The organism is Niastella sp. OAS944 (assembly GCA_024809215.1).
GTDB lineage: Bacteria > Bacteroidota > Bacteroidia > Chitinophagales > Chitinophagaceae > Niastella.
Window position 1 is genome coordinate 112,060 of sequence record JANUBW010000007.1, and the last position, 18,534, is coordinate 130,593.

Sequence of the window (18,534 nt, forward strand, 5' to 3'; positions counted from 1 at the left end):
TTGCAAAAAAGCCCCGACGGTACCGCCGGGGCTCTAAATATAGGGCTGATGTTTGAAGACTGCTTACAGTGTTGCTGTTTTTAATTTTTTGGGTGTTTTTACTTCAACTGTTTGCGATTTTCCATTGCGGTTGAAGGTTATTTTAACAGCTGCTTTATCTTTTGCTTCTTTGGCGGCGGCGGACAGTTCTTCGGCTGAATTCACTTTTTTGCCATCAAATTCAGTGATCACATCGTCTTCTTTGATCCCTGCTTTTTCGGCAGCAGATTCATCGTCAACATCTAATACTTTCACGCCTTTGCCATCTTCGGTATCCTGTGCTTTTATGCCCAGGCGTGGCCTTGAGTTGGGACCATATAAAAAAGTGCGGGGGCCATAATCATTGTCTTTCCAATCGAAATTGAAGTTGGGTATATCCATATCAAACTGAGGCGAGCGAAGGGCCAGGGCATGAGCTTTTCTTTTGCCCAGCGTGGCTTCGGTCTTGGCGGTTTTGCCGGCCCTTTCGTATGTGATGGTTACCTTGTCTTCGGGTTTGTGTTTGCCAATAACTTTGCTAAGCTCTTCGGGGCTGTCTATATCATCATTATCTACCTTTTTGATAACATCGTTTTCTTTCAACCCTGCTTTGTCGGCCGCGCTGCCTTCGGTCACTTTATTAACGATGGCGCCTTTTACGTCTTTATCTTTTTCGGTATATACACCCAGTTGTGCACCTTCTTTAAGAAAATTATTATCGTGGCTAAAATTTAAGGTGCCACTTTGGCCGCGGAAAGGGGAGTGAGGAGCATACAGGGATTTTTGCTTCCGAACTACAATATCTTCATCATTGAATTCGGCAAGGGGCTTTCCATTGAGGGTTATATCGTCTCCTTTTATTTCAATGGTAAGCTTGGTGTCTTTATCGCCTTTTCTTTTGATTATGATTTCTTCATTATCACTGGCTTTACTTTTGTCTTTGTCTTTTTCTTTGTCCTGGGCTGCCAGGGGTTGGCTTAGCAGCAGGGTAATGGCTGCCAAAGCGGTACATGAGGTCAGGAATCTTTTCATTTTATTGAAGTTTTTTAATAATAATTATTAGACTACGTGAGCTTTCGTACATCAAATATAGGGAAATAATTGAAATACGAAAATTTTCGGAAATGTTAAGGTTAGTTAACAGGTTGACGGGTTAACAAGGGCTTCGCAGCTAATGAAAAAGCCCCCAAAAGTATCGGTAGATACTATTCAGGGGCTTAAGTATTTATAAATGAAGAATTACAACAAGCTCTTCACTTTTTCTATCACCTGCTGCAGGTTACTGGCGTCCTGGCCGCCGGCTGTAGCCAGGGTTTTTTGTCCGCCGCCGCCGCCTTTTATCAGCGGAGCAATATGTTCTTTTATGATCTTTCCGGCATCGAGCTGGCGAGCGGCTGCTACTGTATCGGCTACCCCGACGGCAACATATGGTTTGCCGCCAATGTTAGCGCACAGTACCACTACGTGATCGTTGAGGTGGTTCTTAAGATCAAAGCATAATTTCTTTAATGCGTCGGCATTGCCAACTTCAACAATATCACCAACAAAGGTTACTCCATTGATGATCTCGTCTTTATGCAACAGTTCGTTGCGAACACCTACCAGTATGCGGTTCTCGAGGTGCTCGAGTTTTTTCTTTACTTCGCTGTTCTCTGCAGCCAGGTTTTGAATGGCCTTTAACAGATCGGCCGGGTTTTTCAACTCTTCTTTTACCTGATGCAATTGTGCCAGTTGCTCTCCAATATATTGTTCGGCCGCCAATCCGCTAATAGCTTCAATACGGCGAACGCCGGCAGCTACAGCCGACTCGTGTTTTATTTTGAAAAGGCCCAGTTCGCCGGTAGCGCCTACGTGGGTTCCGCCACAAAGCTCTACTGAATAAGCAGGGTCCATAACAACTACCCGTACCACATCGCCATACTTTTCGCCAAAAAGCGCCATAGCGCCCAGTTTCAGGGCTTCGTCCTTAGGCAGTTCTTTTATAACTACGGGTATATTGGCGCGAATTTTTTCGTTTACAATGGCCTCTACTTTTGCAATTTCCTCGGTGGTCATTTTTGCAAAATGCGAGAAGTCGAATCGCAGGTATTCATCGTTTACCAGCGATCCTTTTTGTGCTACGTGTGTGCCCAATACTTTACGCAAAGCTGCGTGCAGCAGGTGGGTAGCAGAGTGGTGAACTGCAGTGCGTGCGCGGCGGGCAGCATCTATGCGTGCTTCAACTACAGCTGTTATATTGGTTGGCAGCTTTTCAACAAAATGAATAATGAGGTCATTTTCCTTTTTGGTATCTATAACTGCCACTTCTTCACCTGAGAATGATAAGGTACCGGTATCACCAACCTGTCCGCCGCTTTCGGCATAAAAAGGTGTTTTGGTCAGAACCAGTTGGAACGAGGTTTTGCCTTTGGCGGTAACCTTTCGGTATTTAAGCACCTTGGCTTCGGTTTGAGTTTCGGTATAACCTACAAAGCTGGTGCTGCCATTTTCGCTCAATACAACCCAATCTTCGGCATTGATAGCTGTAGCGGCCCGGGCGCGGTCTTTTTGTTGTTGCATTTCGGCTTTGAAAGCTTCTTCATCAACATCAAGGTTGTTTTCCTTGGCAATTAACTTCGTTAAATCTATTGGAAAACCATAGGTGTCATACAGTTCAAAAGCAGCCGAACCATTAACGATCTTGTTCTTTGTAGAAGCAATTATTTCGTCAATCTTCTTCAACCCTTTTTCAAGCGTACGCAGAAACGCATCTTCTTCTTCCTTAATTACCTTGGCAACAAAATCCTGCTGTTGTATCAGTTCGGGGAAAACGGTTTTGAACTGTTCGGCCAGTACCGGTACCAGTTGGTGCAAAAGCGGCTGTTTATAATCGAGGTAAGAATAATAATAACGAACGGCCCGGCGCAGAATTCGACGGATCACATATCCGGCCCCGGTGTTTGAGGGCAGTTGTCCATCGGCAAGGGTAAAGCTGATGGCACGAATATGGTCGGCCAGTACACGAAAGGCTACTGCCTGAAGCCATTCAGTTGGCTTGCCACCTTCGGAAGGTGGTTTAGCAGAAGCGTCATATTTTTTATTAGTGATCTTTTCAATAGCAGCCAGGGTGCCGGTGAAAACATCAGAATCGTAATTTGATTGTTTGCCTTGCAGTACCCGAACCAGACGTTCAAAGCCCATTCCGGTATCCACGTGTTTGGCGGGCAGCGGCTCAAGCGTACTGTCTTTCTTGCGGTTGAATTCCATGAACACATTATTCCAGATCTCAATAACCTGGGCATCGTCCTTATTCACTCTTTCGGCGCCGCTTATTTTTTTTCTTTCCTCATCAGAACGGCAGTCAACGTGAATTTCAGAACAGGGGCCACAGGGACCGGTATCGCCCATTTCCCAGAAATTATCCTTCTTGTTACCAGGCAGTATACGGTCGGGGGCTACCAGTTTAGCCCATTCATTATACGCTTCTTCGTCCTTTGCCAGGTTTTCAGCTGCGTCACCTTCGAAATAAGTCACATACAACCTGTCTTTAGGTATTTTATATACCTCGGTAAGCAATTCCCAGCTCCAGGCAATGGCTTCTTTTTTAAAGTAATTGCCAAAGCTCCAGTTACCCAGCATTTCAAACATGGTATGGTGGTAAGTGTCAACGCCCACTTCTTCAAGGTCGTTGTGTTTACCGCTTACCCGCAAACACTTTTGGGTATCGGCCACCCGGGCAAAGGGCGCCTTTTTATTGCCAAGGAAATAGTCTTTGAACTGGTTCATGCCCGCATTGGTGAATAACAGGGTAGGGTCATTCTTTACCACAATGGGTGCCGATGGAACGATTTCATGGCCCTTATTTCGGAAAAATTCCATGAAAAGCTGTCGTATTTCTGCGCTGGTCATCATAAAACGGAACGATCTTTGATAAAATTGACACTTAAGCCTTTATATTTGTAAATGTTACCGTTTGGGGCAACGGCTGCAAAGGTAACGTATAAATTCGGTCTGTTTTGCTGAAAAGCACCTTGGTAATCGGCTTGTATCCATGAAGAAAATCAAGTACTACTACAATACCAATACGCTCCGATATGAAAAGCTGGAGACTCCGCTGCATGTTAAATTGCTGCGGGTGCTCGGTTTTATATCGGCCGCTATTGTTACCTCTATAATAATCGTTTCCATTGCTTACCGGTATTTTCCTTCCACTAAGGAAAAGGCATTGATGCAGTATAATGAACAGCTGCAGGAGCGCTACTGGGTGCTCGATGAGCAGGTTGCCAAAATGCAGCAGCGCATGACCCAGCTGGAGGAGCGTGATAACGATATTTACCGCACTATTTTCGAAGCCAATCCCATTCCCGATAGCATGCGTGCTAAAGACATGGCGCAGCAAAAGGAAATGGAAATGGTAGCCAGCATGACCAATTACGAGCTGGAAAACAGTATAGTACACTCCCTTCGCAACCTGGAGAACCGGATGGGCGCCCAGGATAAATCATACGTTGAAATATCTGAGTTCATAAAGAACAAGGAGCAACTGCTGGCTTGTACCCCGGCCATTCAGCCGGTTAGCAACAGCGACCTCAAACGTATGGCTTCGGGTTTTGGTTATCGTATTGACCCGGTTTATAAAACCGTGAAAATGCACGCCGGTCTCGATTTTGCCGCTCCACAGGGAACGCCTATATATGCCACTGCCAACGGCGTGGTAAAAGTGGCTGGCAATTTGGGTAATGGCTATGGTAATCACGTGGTTTTGAACCATGGTTATGGATATGAAACTCTCTATGGCCACATGTACCGGATAAAAGTAAAACCCGGCGAAAAGATCAAACGTGGTGAGATCATTGGCTGGGTGGGCAGTACCGGAAAATCAACGGGTCCGCACTGTCACTACGAAGTACATAAGAACGGCCGTCACCTCGATCCCGTTTACTTCTTCTACAACGACCTTTCACCAGAACAATTTGACCGATTGCTGAAGATGTCGTCTTCGAGCAACCAAAGCTTTGACTAAATTGGTTGCCGGGTACCCAGTTACCGGTTGCCGGGTAAAAAGTTGGGGCTCGCGACTAAATGCTGGCTGATGTAAGCTTTTCCTGTGCCTATTTCTTACACGGAAATGGCTATAACAGTTTCTGTGACAGCTGTAACATTAACTGAAATGGCGATTTTAGTTAATGTTGTCATGTTTTTTGCTTCTGTTATGCCAATAACAGTAATTGAAATAGCCTTCACATTTACTAAAATGGCTATAAAAGTTTTTAAAATGTTTGTACTAAAGACATCTATTTTGAATACTTTAATTGATTTTCAATTCTTTCTGTAACAAAAAGCTCCTGCAAGGCTATAGTGCATTCTCCATTGCCCATTCACATTGACGTTTTTAACTGTTAATTGAACAATTTTAATGTATTGACCGTTATTCGTCACCGGCATAGCAGGGTATAACTTGTAACTGATTGTTACACATGGCTTATTTGGAGCGTCCGAATTCGTGCTTGTTGAGAATCTTTACAGTTTTATGACCGCCCGGCCGATAAACCATTGGGAAATTTAACGTTGTAAATGTAAATTTGCGCACCAATATGTATAATCCACCAGATATACTTTCACTGGCTTACAAACAACCGATCATGCAGGATCAGTTGCATATGTTGCAGGAAAAAGAGCAGCAGATGCCTGGTTCGGTTCAATATGCCATTAAAAGATACCGGAAACATCAGCAATGGAATATTGAGGATACCGGTGTTTTAGTATATCATTACAAAAAGGCAGCGCCGCAGGACAACTATGTGGAGCTTCGTTTTTGTATTGCGGGTAATATGTATTGCAATCAGAAAGAGGTTGAGTGCGATAATTGTAAACTAAACACATCAAAGGCCTGTGCCGAAAGAGTTGAGAGCATTGATGTAATGAGTTTCCGCTTTTCGGCGGTGCACCTTTCGCAGTTTGCCAAACCCGGCAAGCTTAAAACTGTTACCGATGAGGTATTGCAGTTTGTACACCCTTCTTCATTTTCAAAGATCCTTCCTTTATGCGGCCGCACCCGCCAGGTGCTGGAAGCATTGCTTACACATACCTATACCGATAGCCTCGAGAACATCTATATCAATGCCCAAACCCAGATGTTGTTGTTATACAGCCTGGAATGTATGCTGGGTGATGATAAAGAGATCGAGTCGTTCCAATGTAAGTTCCTGGCCAATGAAGCCGATCGCGAAAAGATCGTTAAGGCCCGGGAAATATTACTGCAACACATTGGCGAGCCTATCACCATTAAAGAACTGAGCCGTAAAGTAGCCATCAATGAATGCTATTTGAAAAAAGGCTTTAAGGAATTATACGGCACTACCATTTTCGATTTTTATCAAAGCCAGCGCATGGAACATGCCAGGTATTTGTTATATGAGAAAGGATTAACCGTAACCGAAGTATCTATGATGCTGGGCTACTCTTCAATTTCACATTTCTCTACCGCATTTAAAAAACAAACCGGCCTTAAGCCTTGTGAGCTGTTACTGCATTAAATACAGCTGAAAGCTGTAAGCCTAAAGCTTAAAGCAAATACAGCTTTGCTCTATGTGCCGTAGCGGAACGTAGCGAGTTACGAATTGCAAATAACTTAAAACTGAGAACTAAGAACTGTTTTTCCTTTATCAACATTATCACCTCTATCACCTTTTCAACTCCTTGTTAACTCGTCAACTGCATTCCATTATCACATTAGCAAATTATCACATTAGCTAATTAGCCTTTCACCTTTCCCGATCGCGTAAATCAATTTCCTCTTTTTGTAACTATCAGCCAGCAATAGTTGAATAGTTTTGTATCCTCCACATTACGGCAGGCCGAAACGCCCGCTTTTCCTGTATTTATTTAAACTTATTATTCAACAGTACAATATGCTGAAACAGCTATATTATATTGTACCAGCAATGCTTTGCTGCTACTTCAACGCAGCGGCTCAAAAAACCGAACGGGATACTGCTTCCCGCGAGTCCTTGAATGAAGTGGTGGTAACGGCTACCCGTACTCCGCGCTCGGTAAGCGATATTCCTGTGCCGGTAATGGTAATAGGGCAAAGTATTTGAGAAAGTAGGCATCAATAGCCGCCATGTTGGTGTAGTGGTTGGTGAAGATATTGATATGCGTATGTTCTTCGAGCGTTGGGCATTTGCCTTTGCTGTATTCGATAATGAACAAGCAGCTTTTAATAAATCAATTCAGGTGTTCGATCACCAGGGTACTGCTATTGTAAAAGTATTTTTACAGGAGAAAAGCGATCACCACGCATTTGAAGCACTGGTGCGGGAGTTTGAAGACTCGTTACAGCTACCGGTGCTGCCCATTCGTGCTGCCGACCCGGCGCCTGTTTATAATGATGACCTGGTTGATGTACATGCTTTTCGTAATGACTGGAACGGGCTTAAGGATACGCATGACTTCTTTCCTATGCTTAAAAAGCATAATGTATCGCGGCTGCATGCCTTGCGTATTGCCGGCGATTTTGCTCGCCCCGTTGCTAACGACCAGGTAAAGCTGCTGTTGCAAACAGCCGCTGATAAAGATGTAGAAATAATGGTATTTGTAAGTAACCATGGCAACATACAAATACATACCGGCCTGGTAAAAAAGATAGTTGAAATACCCGGATGGATAAATGTTATGGATGCGGCGTTTAACCTGCACCTTAAGCTGGATGATATTGCCAGCACCTGGGTGGTTAAAAAGCCAACAACCGATGGCATGGTGCATTCGCTCGAAATATTTGATGCCAGGGGTAATATGGTGGTGCAGTTCTTTGGTAAAAGAAAACCAGGAAGCGCTGAATTACCGGCATGGACTGAACTTGTAACAGGATTGCAATAGCAATTACCTGTTTCCGTAATGTGGAAAAGGTGCGGCCCTGATCTCAGGGCTGCACTAAAAATATTTTTCTTTTTGCGTAAACTATATTCCCGATAGTATAACGATCTTTTGCCTGTTAATGGGATTTTTACAAATTAACAGGCGCGGTTAGCGCTTTTAACCGTATGAGAATTAAAAAGATTATTGGAAAAGTTCATTTGTGGCTGGGTTTCACTTCAGGCATCATTGTATTTGTTATTGCGTTAACCGGTTGTTTGTATGCCTTTCAGGCCGAGATAACCAATTTAACCCAATCCTCCTTTCGAAATGTAGCCCCACTTGATTTTAACCTTCGGCTACCCCCTACGAAAATTAAAGCAATAGCAGAAAAAGCATTACCCGGCAAACATTTGCACAGTGTGCAATACGGGCTTGCTGCTGATGCTGCAATTGCAACTTTTTACAGCTTCACAGAAACAGAGAACTATTATTATGAAGTATTTATAAATCCCAACGATGGCCAGGTTTTGAAGGTAAAGAATATGGACCGCGATTTTTTCAGGGTCATGTTGATGGGGCATTATTATTTATGGTTACCACCTGCCATTGGGCAACCCATTACAATTTTGGCTACCATAGTATTTGTGGTAATGATGATCACCGGGCTTATACTTTGGTGGCCAAGAAATAAAGCAGCTGCCAAACAACGGTTCTCCATAAAATGGAGTGCTGCCTGGCGCCGCAAAAATTACGATCTGCACAATGTGCTGGGATTTTATATGACGTGGATAGCGATCATTATGGCCATTACCGGATTGATCTTTGGCTGGCAACTATTGGCAAATGTTATTTACAAAGGAGTGGGTGGTAAAAAATCGCTCACTTATGTAGAGCCTTTGTCAGATACTACGAAAGCATATCTTACAACTTACGCTCTTCCATACCCAGTGGGTACAACGGGAGGCCACGGGCCGGTTGACCGGTTATGGGTGCGTATGCAACAAGAGCATAAGGATGCTGAGACAATTGAAATGCATTTTCCTTCAAATGATTCAGCTTCCATTGAAGTTGCTGTAAATACCGATGCCGATACGTATTGGAGAACAGATTATCGCTTTTTTGATCAATATACCATGAAGGAATTGCCGGTTGATCATATTTACGGCCGTTTTAAAGATGCCAAAGGGGCCGATAAGTTGTTACGAATGAATTACGATATACACACAGGCGCCATTTGGGGCCTGGCCGGAAAGATACTGGCTTTTTTTGCTTCACTCATCGCCGCCAGTTTGCCTGTAACAGGTTTTATGATCTGGTGGGGTAGAAGAAAGAAAAAGCCCTCCCGGTGAGGGGAAGGCTGTACTAATCAAATACCATTAACCATTAAACCTTATCCTATGAAAACACAAAGATACATATAAATTGCTTCATATGTATCTTTGTGTTTTCATTTTGCAATCTGTTAACGACATTATACTACCTACACAGTTTTCCACCTCGAGTTAAATTTTAAGTCTGATCCGCCATTTCTCCAGTAAACCCGTCAGCAGAATGATCAGCAGCGCAAATACAAGCGATTTCAGCAGACCCACAAATCCATTTAATAAGAATACAGGGAAACTTATACCAATAAGTACATATAGGGGGTACACAATATAAGGAAGTAAATAGGCGGTAAGCGTGCTGGTGCCGGCCGGTTTTATTATGGCAAACCAGTTTTGTTTGTGTTTACGGTCAACCAGCCAAATAAGTGCGGTAAAAAACAAAATACTAATACCGGTACAGATCATTACCCACGAAGGCGTAGCCCTTATTTTTGAAATTCCGCCCAATGGCCTTACAGCAAAGCCGCCGGCTAACATCACTACACCAAAAACAAGTAGTATAATAAAGCAGCTATTGTACCTGCCTTTTTCTGCCAGCGAAGAATATAATACTGCTGTAACTATACCCGCCATGGTAAGAGCTGGGGAAGAACCGTCGCCGGTGATCCAGATGTAAGGGCGTACAGGCTGCAGCCAATGCAGCCAGCCTGCATGTGCAGCAATGTTGAATAATGTAAAGAATACAAGCGCGCCTATCAACAAGGGCAGTTTTCCTTTTGTAAACAGGAACACTAATGATGATAGCAGGTACGACCAGCCGATGAGTCCAAGTATGCCCCACCAGTGTTTTTGTAACCAAACAGTATTACCCGTTTCGCCGCCTTTGTATACTATGGCTAAAAAAGCCAGTAATGCTATACCGGCGCCTTGTAATAAATATCTTTTTTGTTTTGATAATGTGGGTGAATAATCGAGCCAGATAAGAAAGAAGCTGATGGTTAACAGTATTTCCCAAATGGTTTTGGGCAGCAAAGCTGCTTCGCTATTATAACTTTCGAGGTTTACATGAAACAGGCCCATCACCAGTAATGCGAGCGAACGCACTAATATATGACCCAGGATATTTGTTTGCGAAGCGCCTTTCGACCAGCGGTTGCCAATGGCAAAGGGAATAGAAAGCCCAACAATAAAAAGGAAAGCGGGGAAAACAACATCGGCCAAACCCATTCCATCTTCAGCAGCTTCGGTATGTTCGAGCCATTGGGGAATATTGGTCAATGACCAAAGGTCATTTACAAAGATCATCAGGAACATGGTAAGGGCTCTGAATACATCTATGGATGCAAGTCGTTGTTTGAATGAGGGCATAGCTTAGGTCTGTTAAATAAAAAAAGCCGTTCACGGGGAACGGCTAATATCGGGCATTGTGTTGTAAATTGAAAGTACCGGAATATCAGGCTTACTAATTAGCCAGAATCATTTACTAACAGTATTGCTTATTTTATAATATTTCCTGCAGGCTTTCTTTTGTTGCCTGAATGGTAACATCTATATCTTCTTTTGTTAATGCATTACACAGGAACCAGGTTTCAAATGCCGATGGTGGTAAATACACACCACGTTTAAGCATGGCATGAAAGTACTTTTTGAACAATTCATTGTTTGCCGATGCTGCCGTTGCAAAATTGATAACGGGATGATCGCTAAAGTGAACGCTGATCATTGAGCCCAATTGATTAATAACATAAGGTGTGCCACTGGCTTTCAATACCTCGTTCAATCCTTTGTGCAAATAGCTGGTCATTTCATCCAACTGTTTATAGATAGCAGCGTTTTCTTTTAGCGTTTTCAGCATTACGTATCCGGCTATCATGGCAAGCGGGTTGCCACTTAACGTACCCGCCTGGTAAACATTACCCAGTGGAGAAATGTGTTGCATGATCTCTTTCTTACCGCCAAAAGCGCCAACAGGCATACCGCCACCAATTACTTTACCGTAGGTAACCAGGTCGGCCTTTATATTTAAACGTTCCTGTGCACCGCCCTGCGCCAGTCTGAAACCAGTCATTACTTCATCCATGATGAATACAATGCCCTGCATGTCGCAGATGGCGCGTAACCCTTCCAGGAAACCGGGTTGTGGAATAATGCAACCCATATTACCGGCAACGGGTTCTATAATAATAGCGGCTATTTCTCCATGGTGTTCTGCTACCAGTTGCTTAACGGCATCGAGGTCATTATAAGCACAGGTCAATGTATCATTAGCTACACCGGCTGTTACACCTGGTACTGTTTGAATATTGAAGGTGGCTACACCGCTGCCTGCTTTTACCAGAAAGGAGTCGGCATGACCATGATAACAACCTTCAAACTTGATGATCTTATTGTGGCCGGTAAAACCTCTTGCCAGCCTGATGGCACTCATGCAGGCCTCGGTACCACTGCTAACCATACGAACAAGATCAACATTGGGCACCATGCTTATGATAAGCTCAGCCATTTCGATCTCTAACTCTGTTGGTGCGCCAAAAGAGGTTGAATATTGTGCAGTTTCCTGTATGGCCTTTACTACTGGTTCATAAGCATGACCGAGGATCATGGGCCCCCAGGAGTTGATGTAATCAATAAAGCGATTGCCATCGGCATCGTACATATAAGCGCCTTTGGCCGATTTCATAAATACCGGCGTTCCGCCCACACTTTTAAAAGCGCGTACGGGAGAGTTTACGCCACCGGGAATACTTTGTTGCGCCCGGTTGAATAAGTTGATGCTTTTTTCAAACATATGACTGGTGAATGGAGTTAGCTAATTAATTTAACTGCGTCTTTTGCAAAATAAGTAGCAATAAGATCGGCGCCGGCTCTTTTAATGGCAGTGAGTGTTTCAAGAATGGCTTTGTTCTCATCTATCCAACCCATTTTAGCAGCGGCTTTTATCATGGCATATTCACCACTGATATTATAAGCGCTAACCGGAACCGATACGGCATTCTTCACTTCCCTGATGATATCGAGATAAGCAAGTGCAGGTTTTACCATTACAATATCGGCGCCCTCTTCAACATCCATCAGTGTTTCTTTAACGGCCTCAATGCGATTGCTGTAATCCATTTGATAGGTTTTCTTATCGCCAAAACCGGGGGCGCTGTCCAGCGCATCGCGGAAGGGGCCATAAAAGCAGGATGCATACTTGGCGCTATAGCTCATGATGCCGGTCTTGTTAAGTCCGTTTTCTTCCAGTGCTTCGCGAATGGCGGCAATACGGCCATCCATCATATCGCTGGGGGCAACAAAATCGGCGCCGGCCTGTGCATGGCTAACACTCATTTGCGCCAGCACTTCAACAGTAGCGTCGTTTACAATTTCAGAACCTTCTACAATGCCATCGTGGCCATAAGAAGAAAAGGGGTCAAGTGCTACATCGGTCATCACCAGCATATCGGGACAAGCATCTTTAATAGCGCGAATGCTACGTTGCATTAAACCATTTGGGTTTACTGCTTCGGTACCCTTATTGTCTTTCAGTTCATCTTTACTTTTTACAAACAGCAATATGCTCTTGATACCCATGTTCCACAGTTCTTTCACTTCTTTTATGGTATTATCGAGGCTCATACGATAATAGCCGGGCATAGATGCTATTTCTTCTTTATAGTTTTCGCCTTCATTGATGAACAGCGGTACTATAAAGTCATTTGGGGTTAATATAGTCTCAGCCACCATGCTTCTGATCGCCGGCGACTGGCGTAATATGCGGTTTCTTCTTTGTAAATACATATCTAAGTAGTTTCTGTTTTTGTAATATCTACACCCAATCAACCGGGTTCAAAGTAGCCTGCCACAATTTATCTTCTTCACTGCCTGGCTGGGGTTGATAATTATATTCGAACCTTACAGTTGGCGGCAGGCTCATCAAAATGCTTTCCGTTCTGCCATTTGTTTTTAAGCCAAACAAAGTTCCCCGGTCGTGCACCAGGTTAAATTCAACATAACGGCCGCGACGGATCTCCTGCCAGTGCTTGTGTTGATCGGTATATGGGGTGTTCTTTCTTTTTTGAACAATGGGCAGGTATGCCGTAATAAAAGCATCGCCACATGTTTTGCCAAAATTGAACCAGAACTGTACATCTTTTTCTGCAGAAGGTCGTTGATGATCATAAAATATACCACCAATACCACGACGCTCTTTATTGCGGTGCCAGTTTACAAAGTAATTATCGCATTCTTTTTTGAATGCAGGAAAGAAGCCGGCGTCAAAAGCGTCACAGGCATTCTTATACGTTTGATGAAAATGCCTTGCATCTTCTTCAAACAAATAATAGGGCGTAAGATCGGTGCCGCCGCCAAACCATCTATCGGCTGCTTCGTTTTCATTCTCGCCATACACTTCAAACATTCTATAATTACAATGCACAGTTGGTACAAACGGATTTACCGGATGCAGTACCAGCGACAGCCCGCAGGCGAACCAGTTTTTGCCATTTATCTTTAACTGGTTGCGCATGGTATCGGTTACTTCACCAAATACCACCGAAGTATTTACACCGCCTTTTTCAAATACATTTCCATTGGCAATTACACGGGTTTTACCACCGCCGCCTTCGGGGCGTTGCCATTGGTCTTCTTTAAAAGTAGCCTTGCCGTCTTCTTTTTCCAATGCAGCACATATGCGGTCCTGCAGGCCATGTATATAGTTAATCCAGTCTTGTTTGATGCTCATGTTCATGTATAGTGAGTGATCAATCTAAGTCGGCAATCGGCAATCGTGAATCGGCAATGTACTCCGATAATGCGGGCCTCGCTTTCGTAAAACGTGAAACGGCAGGCCCCCTCGAACTCGTTAACTAATCAACTGTTTCTTATATTCCTTCACCGTATCAACAAACGCCCTTGCATGATCAACCGGCACATTGGGTAAAATGCCATGGCCCAGGTTGGCAATGTGGCGCTGACCACCAAAATCGTTCAGCATTTTCTTTACCTCTTTTTGTATTACCGGTATGGGCGATAACAATTTGGCGGGATCGAAATTCCCCTGCAGGGTAACGTTTGAACCTGCCAGCTGGCGGGCCATAGCTGGTGTAATACACCAGTCGATACCTAAGCCATGAGCGCCGGTAGCGGCCATGCTTTCCAGTGAATGCCAGGCGCCTTTGGCAAAGATGATAGTAGCTACTTCATCTTTAAGGGCTGCAACTATTTGGCGAATATATTTTAATGAGAAGTTCTCGAAGTCATCGGGACTAAGCAATCCGCCCCAGCTATCGAAGATCTGTACAACATCAACACCGGCTTTAACCTGTCCTTTCAGATAGGCAATAGTGGTATCGGTGATCATTTGTAACAGGCGGTGCGCTGTTTCGGGTTGGGTGTAGCAGAAGATCTTGGCTTCGTCGAAGGTTTTTGAACCTTTGCCCTGTACCATATAGCAAAGCAGCGTCCAGGGGGCGCCGGCAAAACCAATTAAGGGAACGCGGCCATTCAGTTCTTTTTTTATGAGTTTAACGGCATCGAATACGTAATTCAGGGTCTCGTTTACATCAGGAACCCTTACACGATTGAGGTCGTTTATATTTTTAATAGGGTCGGGTAACAGGGGGCCCTTGCTTTCTATCAACTGCACTTCCAAACCCATGGCTTGTGGAACCACTAATATATCGGAGAACAGAATGGCGGCATCTACACCAACAATGTCCACTGGTTGAATGGTTATTTCGCAGGCAAGTTCGGGTGTTTGACAACGTTCGAAGAACCCGTACTTTTCGCGCAGTACCATATACTCAGGTAAATACCGGCCGGCCTGGCGCATCATCCATACGGGTGGGCGTTCTACTTGTTCGCCTTTCAGTGTGCGTAATAAAAGATCGTTTTGCAGCATAGTTATAATATGTAGTCTACTTTTTAAAAAATTGAAACATTCTTTTTACCAGTTCTTCCTTACCAGGTTTATCAGATTCAACGATGGTATTATTGGTAAATGATTTTATGGCATCGGCGGTGGTTTGCCCTATGGCAAACAAAACGGTTTCGGGGGCTACGGCATTGGCGTAGAAAAAGCTTTGTACGGCGCTGGGGCTGAAAAATAAAATACCATCATACGCTTTGTCAATTTTGTGAGGCGTGCTGATGGTATGGTAAACGATCACTTCCTGTACCGTTATTCCGTTTTGCCGCAGTTTGCCAGGCAGCTCTTCCCGGCGCTGATCGCCACAAAAGAAAACAACCTGTTTTACGCTTTTGTCGCCGATCATTTTATTGGCCAGCTCTGATGCATTATTACCAACCGTATGTATCGACTGCTCACCAAAGTGTTTGGCTGCCAGTTGGCGCGTAGTGTTGCCTATACAGAAAATATTCCAGTTGGGTTTATGTCCGTTTATATAAGAAGCAACCGTGGTTACTGCATTCATGCTGGTGAATACAACAGACGCGGGTTGTTTTATTACTTTATCGATCTCTTCTTTTAAGCCCGGGGTTTGTGCTGGGGAAGTATCAATTAAGGATACAATATCGATGGTGATATCCTTAGCCTTTGCAGCTTCCAGTAAGGCCGTTTCCAGTGGCCGGGTGCTTAATATGGAAATCCTATTTAGCATGTTGGATCTTATCGGCAATAACCTGTCCGCCATTTTCTAACAATTCTTTGGCGGCAATAACGCCCAGGTTATTGCTATTGTTGATGGCAATTGTTTTTTCGATGCTTGCTTTTTCTTTACCGTCTAACGACAAAATATTTCCTTCAAAATGTACCTGGCCGTCAACTATACTGGCCAATGCACTTATTGGGGTAGAACAACCGCCCAGCAATGCACGAAGGAAGTCTCTTTCAATAGCAGTACATAATGCTGTGTGCTCATCATTAAATGGCTTACAGGCATCTAATGAATATTGATCGTTGCTGCGGCAGGCTACTACAATAGCGCCCTGTGCCGGTGCGGGCAACATCCAGTCGAGCTCTATGGAATTTTCTGGCCGCAGGCCAATTCTTTCCAGTCCGGCGGCAGCGAAAATAGCGCCGTTCCAGTGGCTGTCGGCCAGCTTTTGCAAGCGGGTATTTACATTGCCGCGCAGGTTATCGATGGTGTGGTGGGGGTAGCGGTTCAACCATTGCGCTTTACGGCGAATGCTGCTGGTGGCTATTGTTAATGGCGTGTGGGCAATGGTTTCCGGCGATTCGCCTTTATATACAAGCAGGTCTTTATACGAAGCTCTCTTTAAAACAGCCGCAGTAATAATTCCTTTAGGTAATTGCGTAGGCACATCTTTCATTGAGTGTACCGCAATATCTATTCGTTCATTAAGCAGGGCAATGTCGAGGCTGCGGGTAAAAATGCCCTGTACGCCCATTTCGTACAATGGCGTTTTAAGATCGATATCGCCTTCGCTTTTAATATATACCAGTTCTGCAGCAAACCCATGTTGGGTTAACAGGTTTTGTACCTGGGTTGCCTGCCATACGGCCAGTTGGCTTTCCCGGGTCCCTATTCGGATCACTTTATTCATCAGCGCTATTTCAGTTTTTGCAAAGCTAATACATCGTAAAACGGCAAACGTGAAACGTGAGAAGGAATTCCTATTATTTCAGGCTCAAAACTATTGGCGGGCCTAATAATTTTTGAGCCAGGCAAATGCACGGCCACCCTGAATTTCAGGCATTGCCGATTCACGATTCACGACAATTAGTTTGAGGGCGCAATGAACTCATTGATAGCCTCTATATAATAGCAGCCGCGTTGGTTGCGCTGGCGCATTTTAGAAGCCATGCCATTGATCACCCGTTGTATTTTCTCGTCGGCATTTATAGTTTGGCATGCAGCTATTTCGGGCGAAAGTTGAATATAAGATGGAAAGGTCTGGATCTCTTTGAGTTTTGTTTTTACGGCTTTGAACACCGGCACATGCTTACGCATTTCGAACCACTCGAGGAATTCTTCAATATGTTCGCGAATGAGGGTCCAGGCTTTAGGTACTTCGGCTTCGCGCATTTGCAGCGTTTCGTCTTTCAGTTTCGAAAGCTCATCAACGTTCACCAGATGCACGTTAGGCAGTTCCTGCGCGCTTTCTTCAACATTGAAAGGAACCGAAAGATCGATGATCAGCTTTTCGCCTTTGCCTTCCAGGTGAGCTTTTTTTATAGTGGGTTCAACCGAGTTGGTAGCTACCAATATAATGTCAGATGTTTCTACTGTTTCGGCCAGATTGCTAAGGGGAGCATGGTGAAGGTTCAGCTCTTCAGCTAGTTGCGCCGCTTTATCGTGGGTGCGATTAATAAGCGTGATGTGGTCGGCATCGAGGTAATCGACCAGGTTCTTGCAGGTATTACGGCCAATTTTTCCAACACCCAGTAACAAGATCTTTTTGTTGGAAATATCGGTTACCTTTTCCCTGATATACTGAACCGCAGCAAATGAAACTGATACAGTTCCGCCGCTGAGGTTGGTTTGGTTCTTTATTGCTTTGGAAGATTGCAGAACACAGTTTACCAGGCGCTCCATGAACGAATCGGTAAAGCCATGTTCTTTGCTGAATTTTACAGCTTGTTTTATTTGCCCTACAATTTCGTAATCGCCTAAGATCTGTGAGTCGAGACCAGCAGCTACGGAGAACAGATGTTCTATGGCAGCCATGCCTTGTTTAACATATGCCAGTCGGGAGAAAGTTTCTTTTGTTCCTTCGGTTTGGGTACACAGGAGGTTCATCAGTTGATCGGCACTTTCGGCAAAGCCATACACTTCGGTACGGTTGCAGGTGCTTAAAACAAATAACTCATGCAAACCAAATTCGGGGGCTTGGGTAAGTAGGGTAGCGTATTGATCATTACTCACTGCAAATTGGCCTCTGATTGCCGCATCGGATTTCTTGTAATTGATCCCAGCTATGAAAAACTTATTTATATCCTTGGTACTGTTTCCGTGCATGAATATCGAATTCTGACACTGCAAAAATACATTCGCGGCCGTCATTGTCCTAAGATGTCTGTCATTACTCTGTCATTTTACTGTCTGATTATCATCATATGAGCATATGAGGAATTTCATGCATGGCTTTTAAAGCGTTGGAATGACCTTTTTAACCATCACCGGTGGTTGATTTGGGATAATTTCCGGGTTTGGGAATGGTTACTCTTTCCGGGTCCTTTTAAAAGCTTGTTGGTTTCGGGCGGCGGGTTTTTACATCTCCACTCAAAAATTTTTACAATTGTAATAATTTCATTTTGATGAGCTTTAGCTCAATTATTATTGAAAATATTAATTGGAAATAATTCTTAAAGAAAACCCTTGGGGTTTGAACCCTGCCGCGCCCGCGCAAAGGGAGATTCTTTGCAAATCGATGATTATTATTATACTATTAA

The 18,534-nt window shown here is 44.1% G+C and carries 15 protein-coding genes; 5 read left to right on the forward strand and 10 right to left on the reverse strand.

The genetic code is table 11. From position 1 onward, the window contains the following. Positions 1-63 precede the first annotated feature (63 nt). On the reverse strand, positions 64-1,050 hold the full coding sequence (locus tag GGD38_RS24885) for a PDZ domain-containing protein (RefSeq protein ID WP_375296892.1): 987 nt from the start codon (positions 1,048-1,050) through the stop codon (positions 64-66). A 207-nt stretch (positions 1,051-1,257) separates the two neighbouring features. Next, positions 1,258-3,909 carry an alanine--tRNA ligase gene (alaS, locus tag GGD38_RS24890; RefSeq protein ID WP_375303901.1) on the reverse strand — a complete coding sequence of 884 codons (2,652 nt, stop codon included), beginning with the start codon at positions 3,907-3,909 and terminating at the stop codon, positions 1,258-1,260. Positions 3,910-4,048: 139 nt separating this feature from the next. Between alaS and GGD38_RS24895 the strand changes: the two genes are divergently transcribed. The 5 genes from GGD38_RS24895 to GGD38_RS24915 all read left to right on the forward strand — a co-directional run bounded on the left by GGD38_RS24895 (position 4,049) and on the right by GGD38_RS24915 (position 9,203). Then, complete coding sequence (locus GGD38_RS24895; RefSeq protein ID WP_375296891.1) at positions 4,049-5,020, forward strand: peptidoglycan DD-metalloendopeptidase family protein; 972 nt, start codon at positions 4,049-4,051, stop codon at positions 5,018-5,020. 571 nt (positions 5,021-5,591) lie between these two features. Beyond that, entirely contained in the window at positions 5,592-6,533 is a 942-nt protein-coding gene (locus GGD38_RS24900; RefSeq protein WP_375296890.1) for a helix-turn-helix domain-containing protein, read from the forward strand. 375 nt (positions 6,534-6,908) lie between these two features. Beyond that, positions 6,909-7,097 (forward strand): hypothetical protein, encoded by a 189-nt coding sequence (locus tag GGD38_RS24905; protein ID WP_375296889.1) that lies wholly within the window; start codon positions 6,909-6,911, stop codon positions 7,095-7,097. 10 nt (positions 7,098-7,107) lie between these two features. After that, on the forward strand, positions 7,108-7,875 hold the full coding sequence (locus tag GGD38_RS24910; protein WP_375303699.1) for a ChuX/HutX family heme-like substrate-binding protein: 768 nt from the start codon (positions 7,108-7,110) through the stop codon (positions 7,873-7,875). Between the two features lie 164 nt (positions 7,876-8,039). After that, positions 8,040-9,203 carry a PepSY-associated TM helix domain-containing protein gene (locus GGD38_RS24915; RefSeq protein ID WP_375296888.1) on the forward strand — a complete coding sequence of 388 codons (1,164 nt, stop codon included), beginning with the start codon at positions 8,040-8,042 and terminating at the stop codon, positions 9,201-9,203. Between the two features lie 153 nt (positions 9,204-9,356). On the opposite strand, the gene GGD38_RS24920 is transcribed toward GGD38_RS24915, so the two are convergent. From GGD38_RS24920 to hemA, 8 genes are all read right to left on the reverse strand, one after another. Then, entirely contained in the window at positions 9,357-10,547 is a 1,191-nt protein-coding gene (locus GGD38_RS24920; RefSeq protein ID WP_375296887.1) for a DUF5009 domain-containing protein, read from the reverse strand. Between the two features lie 133 nt (positions 10,548-10,680). Then, a complete protein-coding gene (gene hemL / locus GGD38_RS24925) occupies positions 10,681-11,967 on the reverse strand; it encodes a glutamate-1-semialdehyde 2,1-aminomutase (RefSeq protein WP_375296886.1) in 1,287 nt (428 codons plus the stop codon). 17 nt (positions 11,968-11,984) lie between these two features. Beyond that, positions 11,985-12,959: a porphobilinogen synthase gene (gene hemB, locus GGD38_RS24930; RefSeq protein WP_375296885.1), complete on the reverse strand. Its 975-nt coding sequence runs from the start codon at positions 12,957-12,959 to the stop codon at positions 11,985-11,987. 28 nt (positions 12,960-12,987) lie between these two features. Further along, entirely contained in the window at positions 12,988-13,902 is a 915-nt protein-coding gene (hemF, locus tag GGD38_RS24935) for an oxygen-dependent coproporphyrinogen oxidase (RefSeq protein WP_375296884.1), read from the reverse strand. A 120-nt stretch (positions 13,903-14,022) separates the two neighbouring features. Then, positions 14,023-15,060: a uroporphyrinogen decarboxylase gene (hemE, locus tag GGD38_RS24940; RefSeq protein ID WP_375296883.1), complete on the reverse strand. Its 1,038-nt coding sequence runs from the start codon at positions 15,058-15,060 to the stop codon at positions 14,023-14,025. 16 nt (positions 15,061-15,076) lie between these two features. Beyond that, positions 15,077-15,778, reverse strand: a complete 702-nt coding sequence (locus tag GGD38_RS24945; protein ID WP_375296882.1) for a uroporphyrinogen-III synthase — start codon at positions 15,776-15,778, stop codon at positions 15,077-15,079. Continuing rightward, on the reverse strand, positions 15,768-16,685 hold the full coding sequence (gene hemC / locus GGD38_RS24950) for a hydroxymethylbilane synthase (RefSeq protein ID WP_375296881.1): 918 nt from the start codon (positions 16,683-16,685) through the stop codon (positions 15,768-15,770). The genes GGD38_RS24945 and hemC overlap by 11 nt, the downstream gene beginning before the upstream one ends. Before the next feature lie 176 nt (positions 16,686-16,861). Then, positions 16,862-18,007, reverse strand: coding sequence for a glutamyl-tRNA reductase (hemA, locus tag GGD38_RS24955; protein WP_375296880.1), 1,146 nt, complete (start codon positions 18,005-18,007; stop codon positions 16,862-16,864). Positions 18,008-18,534 lie beyond the last annotated feature (527 nt).

Excerpts from the sequence above, each read along its gene's own strand:
- GGD38_RS24945 (WP_375296882.1), bottom strand. The coding sequence starts at position 15,778 with ATGCTAAATAGGATTTCCATATTAAGCACCCGGCCACTGGAAACGGCC.
- hemF (WP_375296884.1), bottom strand. The coding sequence starts at position 13,902 with ATGAGCATCAAACAAGACTGGATTAACTATATACATGGCCTGCAGGAC.
- hemB (WP_375296885.1), bottom strand. The coding sequence starts at position 12,959 with ATGTATTTACAAAGAAGAAACCGCATATTACGCCAGTCGCCGGCGATC.
- hemL (WP_375296886.1), bottom strand. The coding sequence starts at position 11,967 with ATGTTTGAAAAAAGCATCAACTTATTCAACCGGGCGCAACAAAGTATT.
- GGD38_RS24895 (WP_375296891.1), top strand. The coding sequence starts at position 4,049 with ATGAAGAAAATCAAGTACTACTACAATACCAATACGCTCCGATATGAA.
- GGD38_RS24920 (WP_375296887.1), bottom strand. The coding sequence starts at position 10,547 with ATGCCCTCATTCAAACAACGACTTGCATCCATAGATGTATTCAGAGCC.
- alaS (WP_375303901.1), bottom strand. The coding sequence starts at position 3,909 with ATGATGACCAGCGCAGAAATACGACAGCTTTTCATGGAATTTTTCCGA.
- GGD38_RS24905 (WP_375296889.1), top strand. The coding sequence starts at position 6,909 with ATGCTGAAACAGCTATATTATATTGTACCAGCAATGCTTTGCTGCTAC.
- GGD38_RS24915 (WP_375296888.1), top strand. The coding sequence starts at position 8,040 with ATGAGAATTAAAAAGATTATTGGAAAAGTTCATTTGTGGCTGGGTTTC.
- GGD38_RS24900 (WP_375296890.1), top strand. The coding sequence starts at position 5,592 with ATGTATAATCCACCAGATATACTTTCACTGGCTTACAAACAACCGATC.
- hemC (WP_375296881.1), bottom strand. The coding sequence starts at position 16,685 with ATGAATAAAGTGATCCGAATAGGGACCCGGGAAAGCCAACTGGCCGTA.
- GGD38_RS24885 (WP_375296892.1), bottom strand. The coding sequence starts at position 1,050 with ATGAAAAGATTCCTGACCTCATGTACCGCTTTGGCAGCCATTACCCTG.
- hemE (WP_375296883.1), bottom strand. The coding sequence starts at position 15,060 with ATGCTGCAAAACGATCTTTTATTACGCACACTGAAAGGCGAACAAGTA.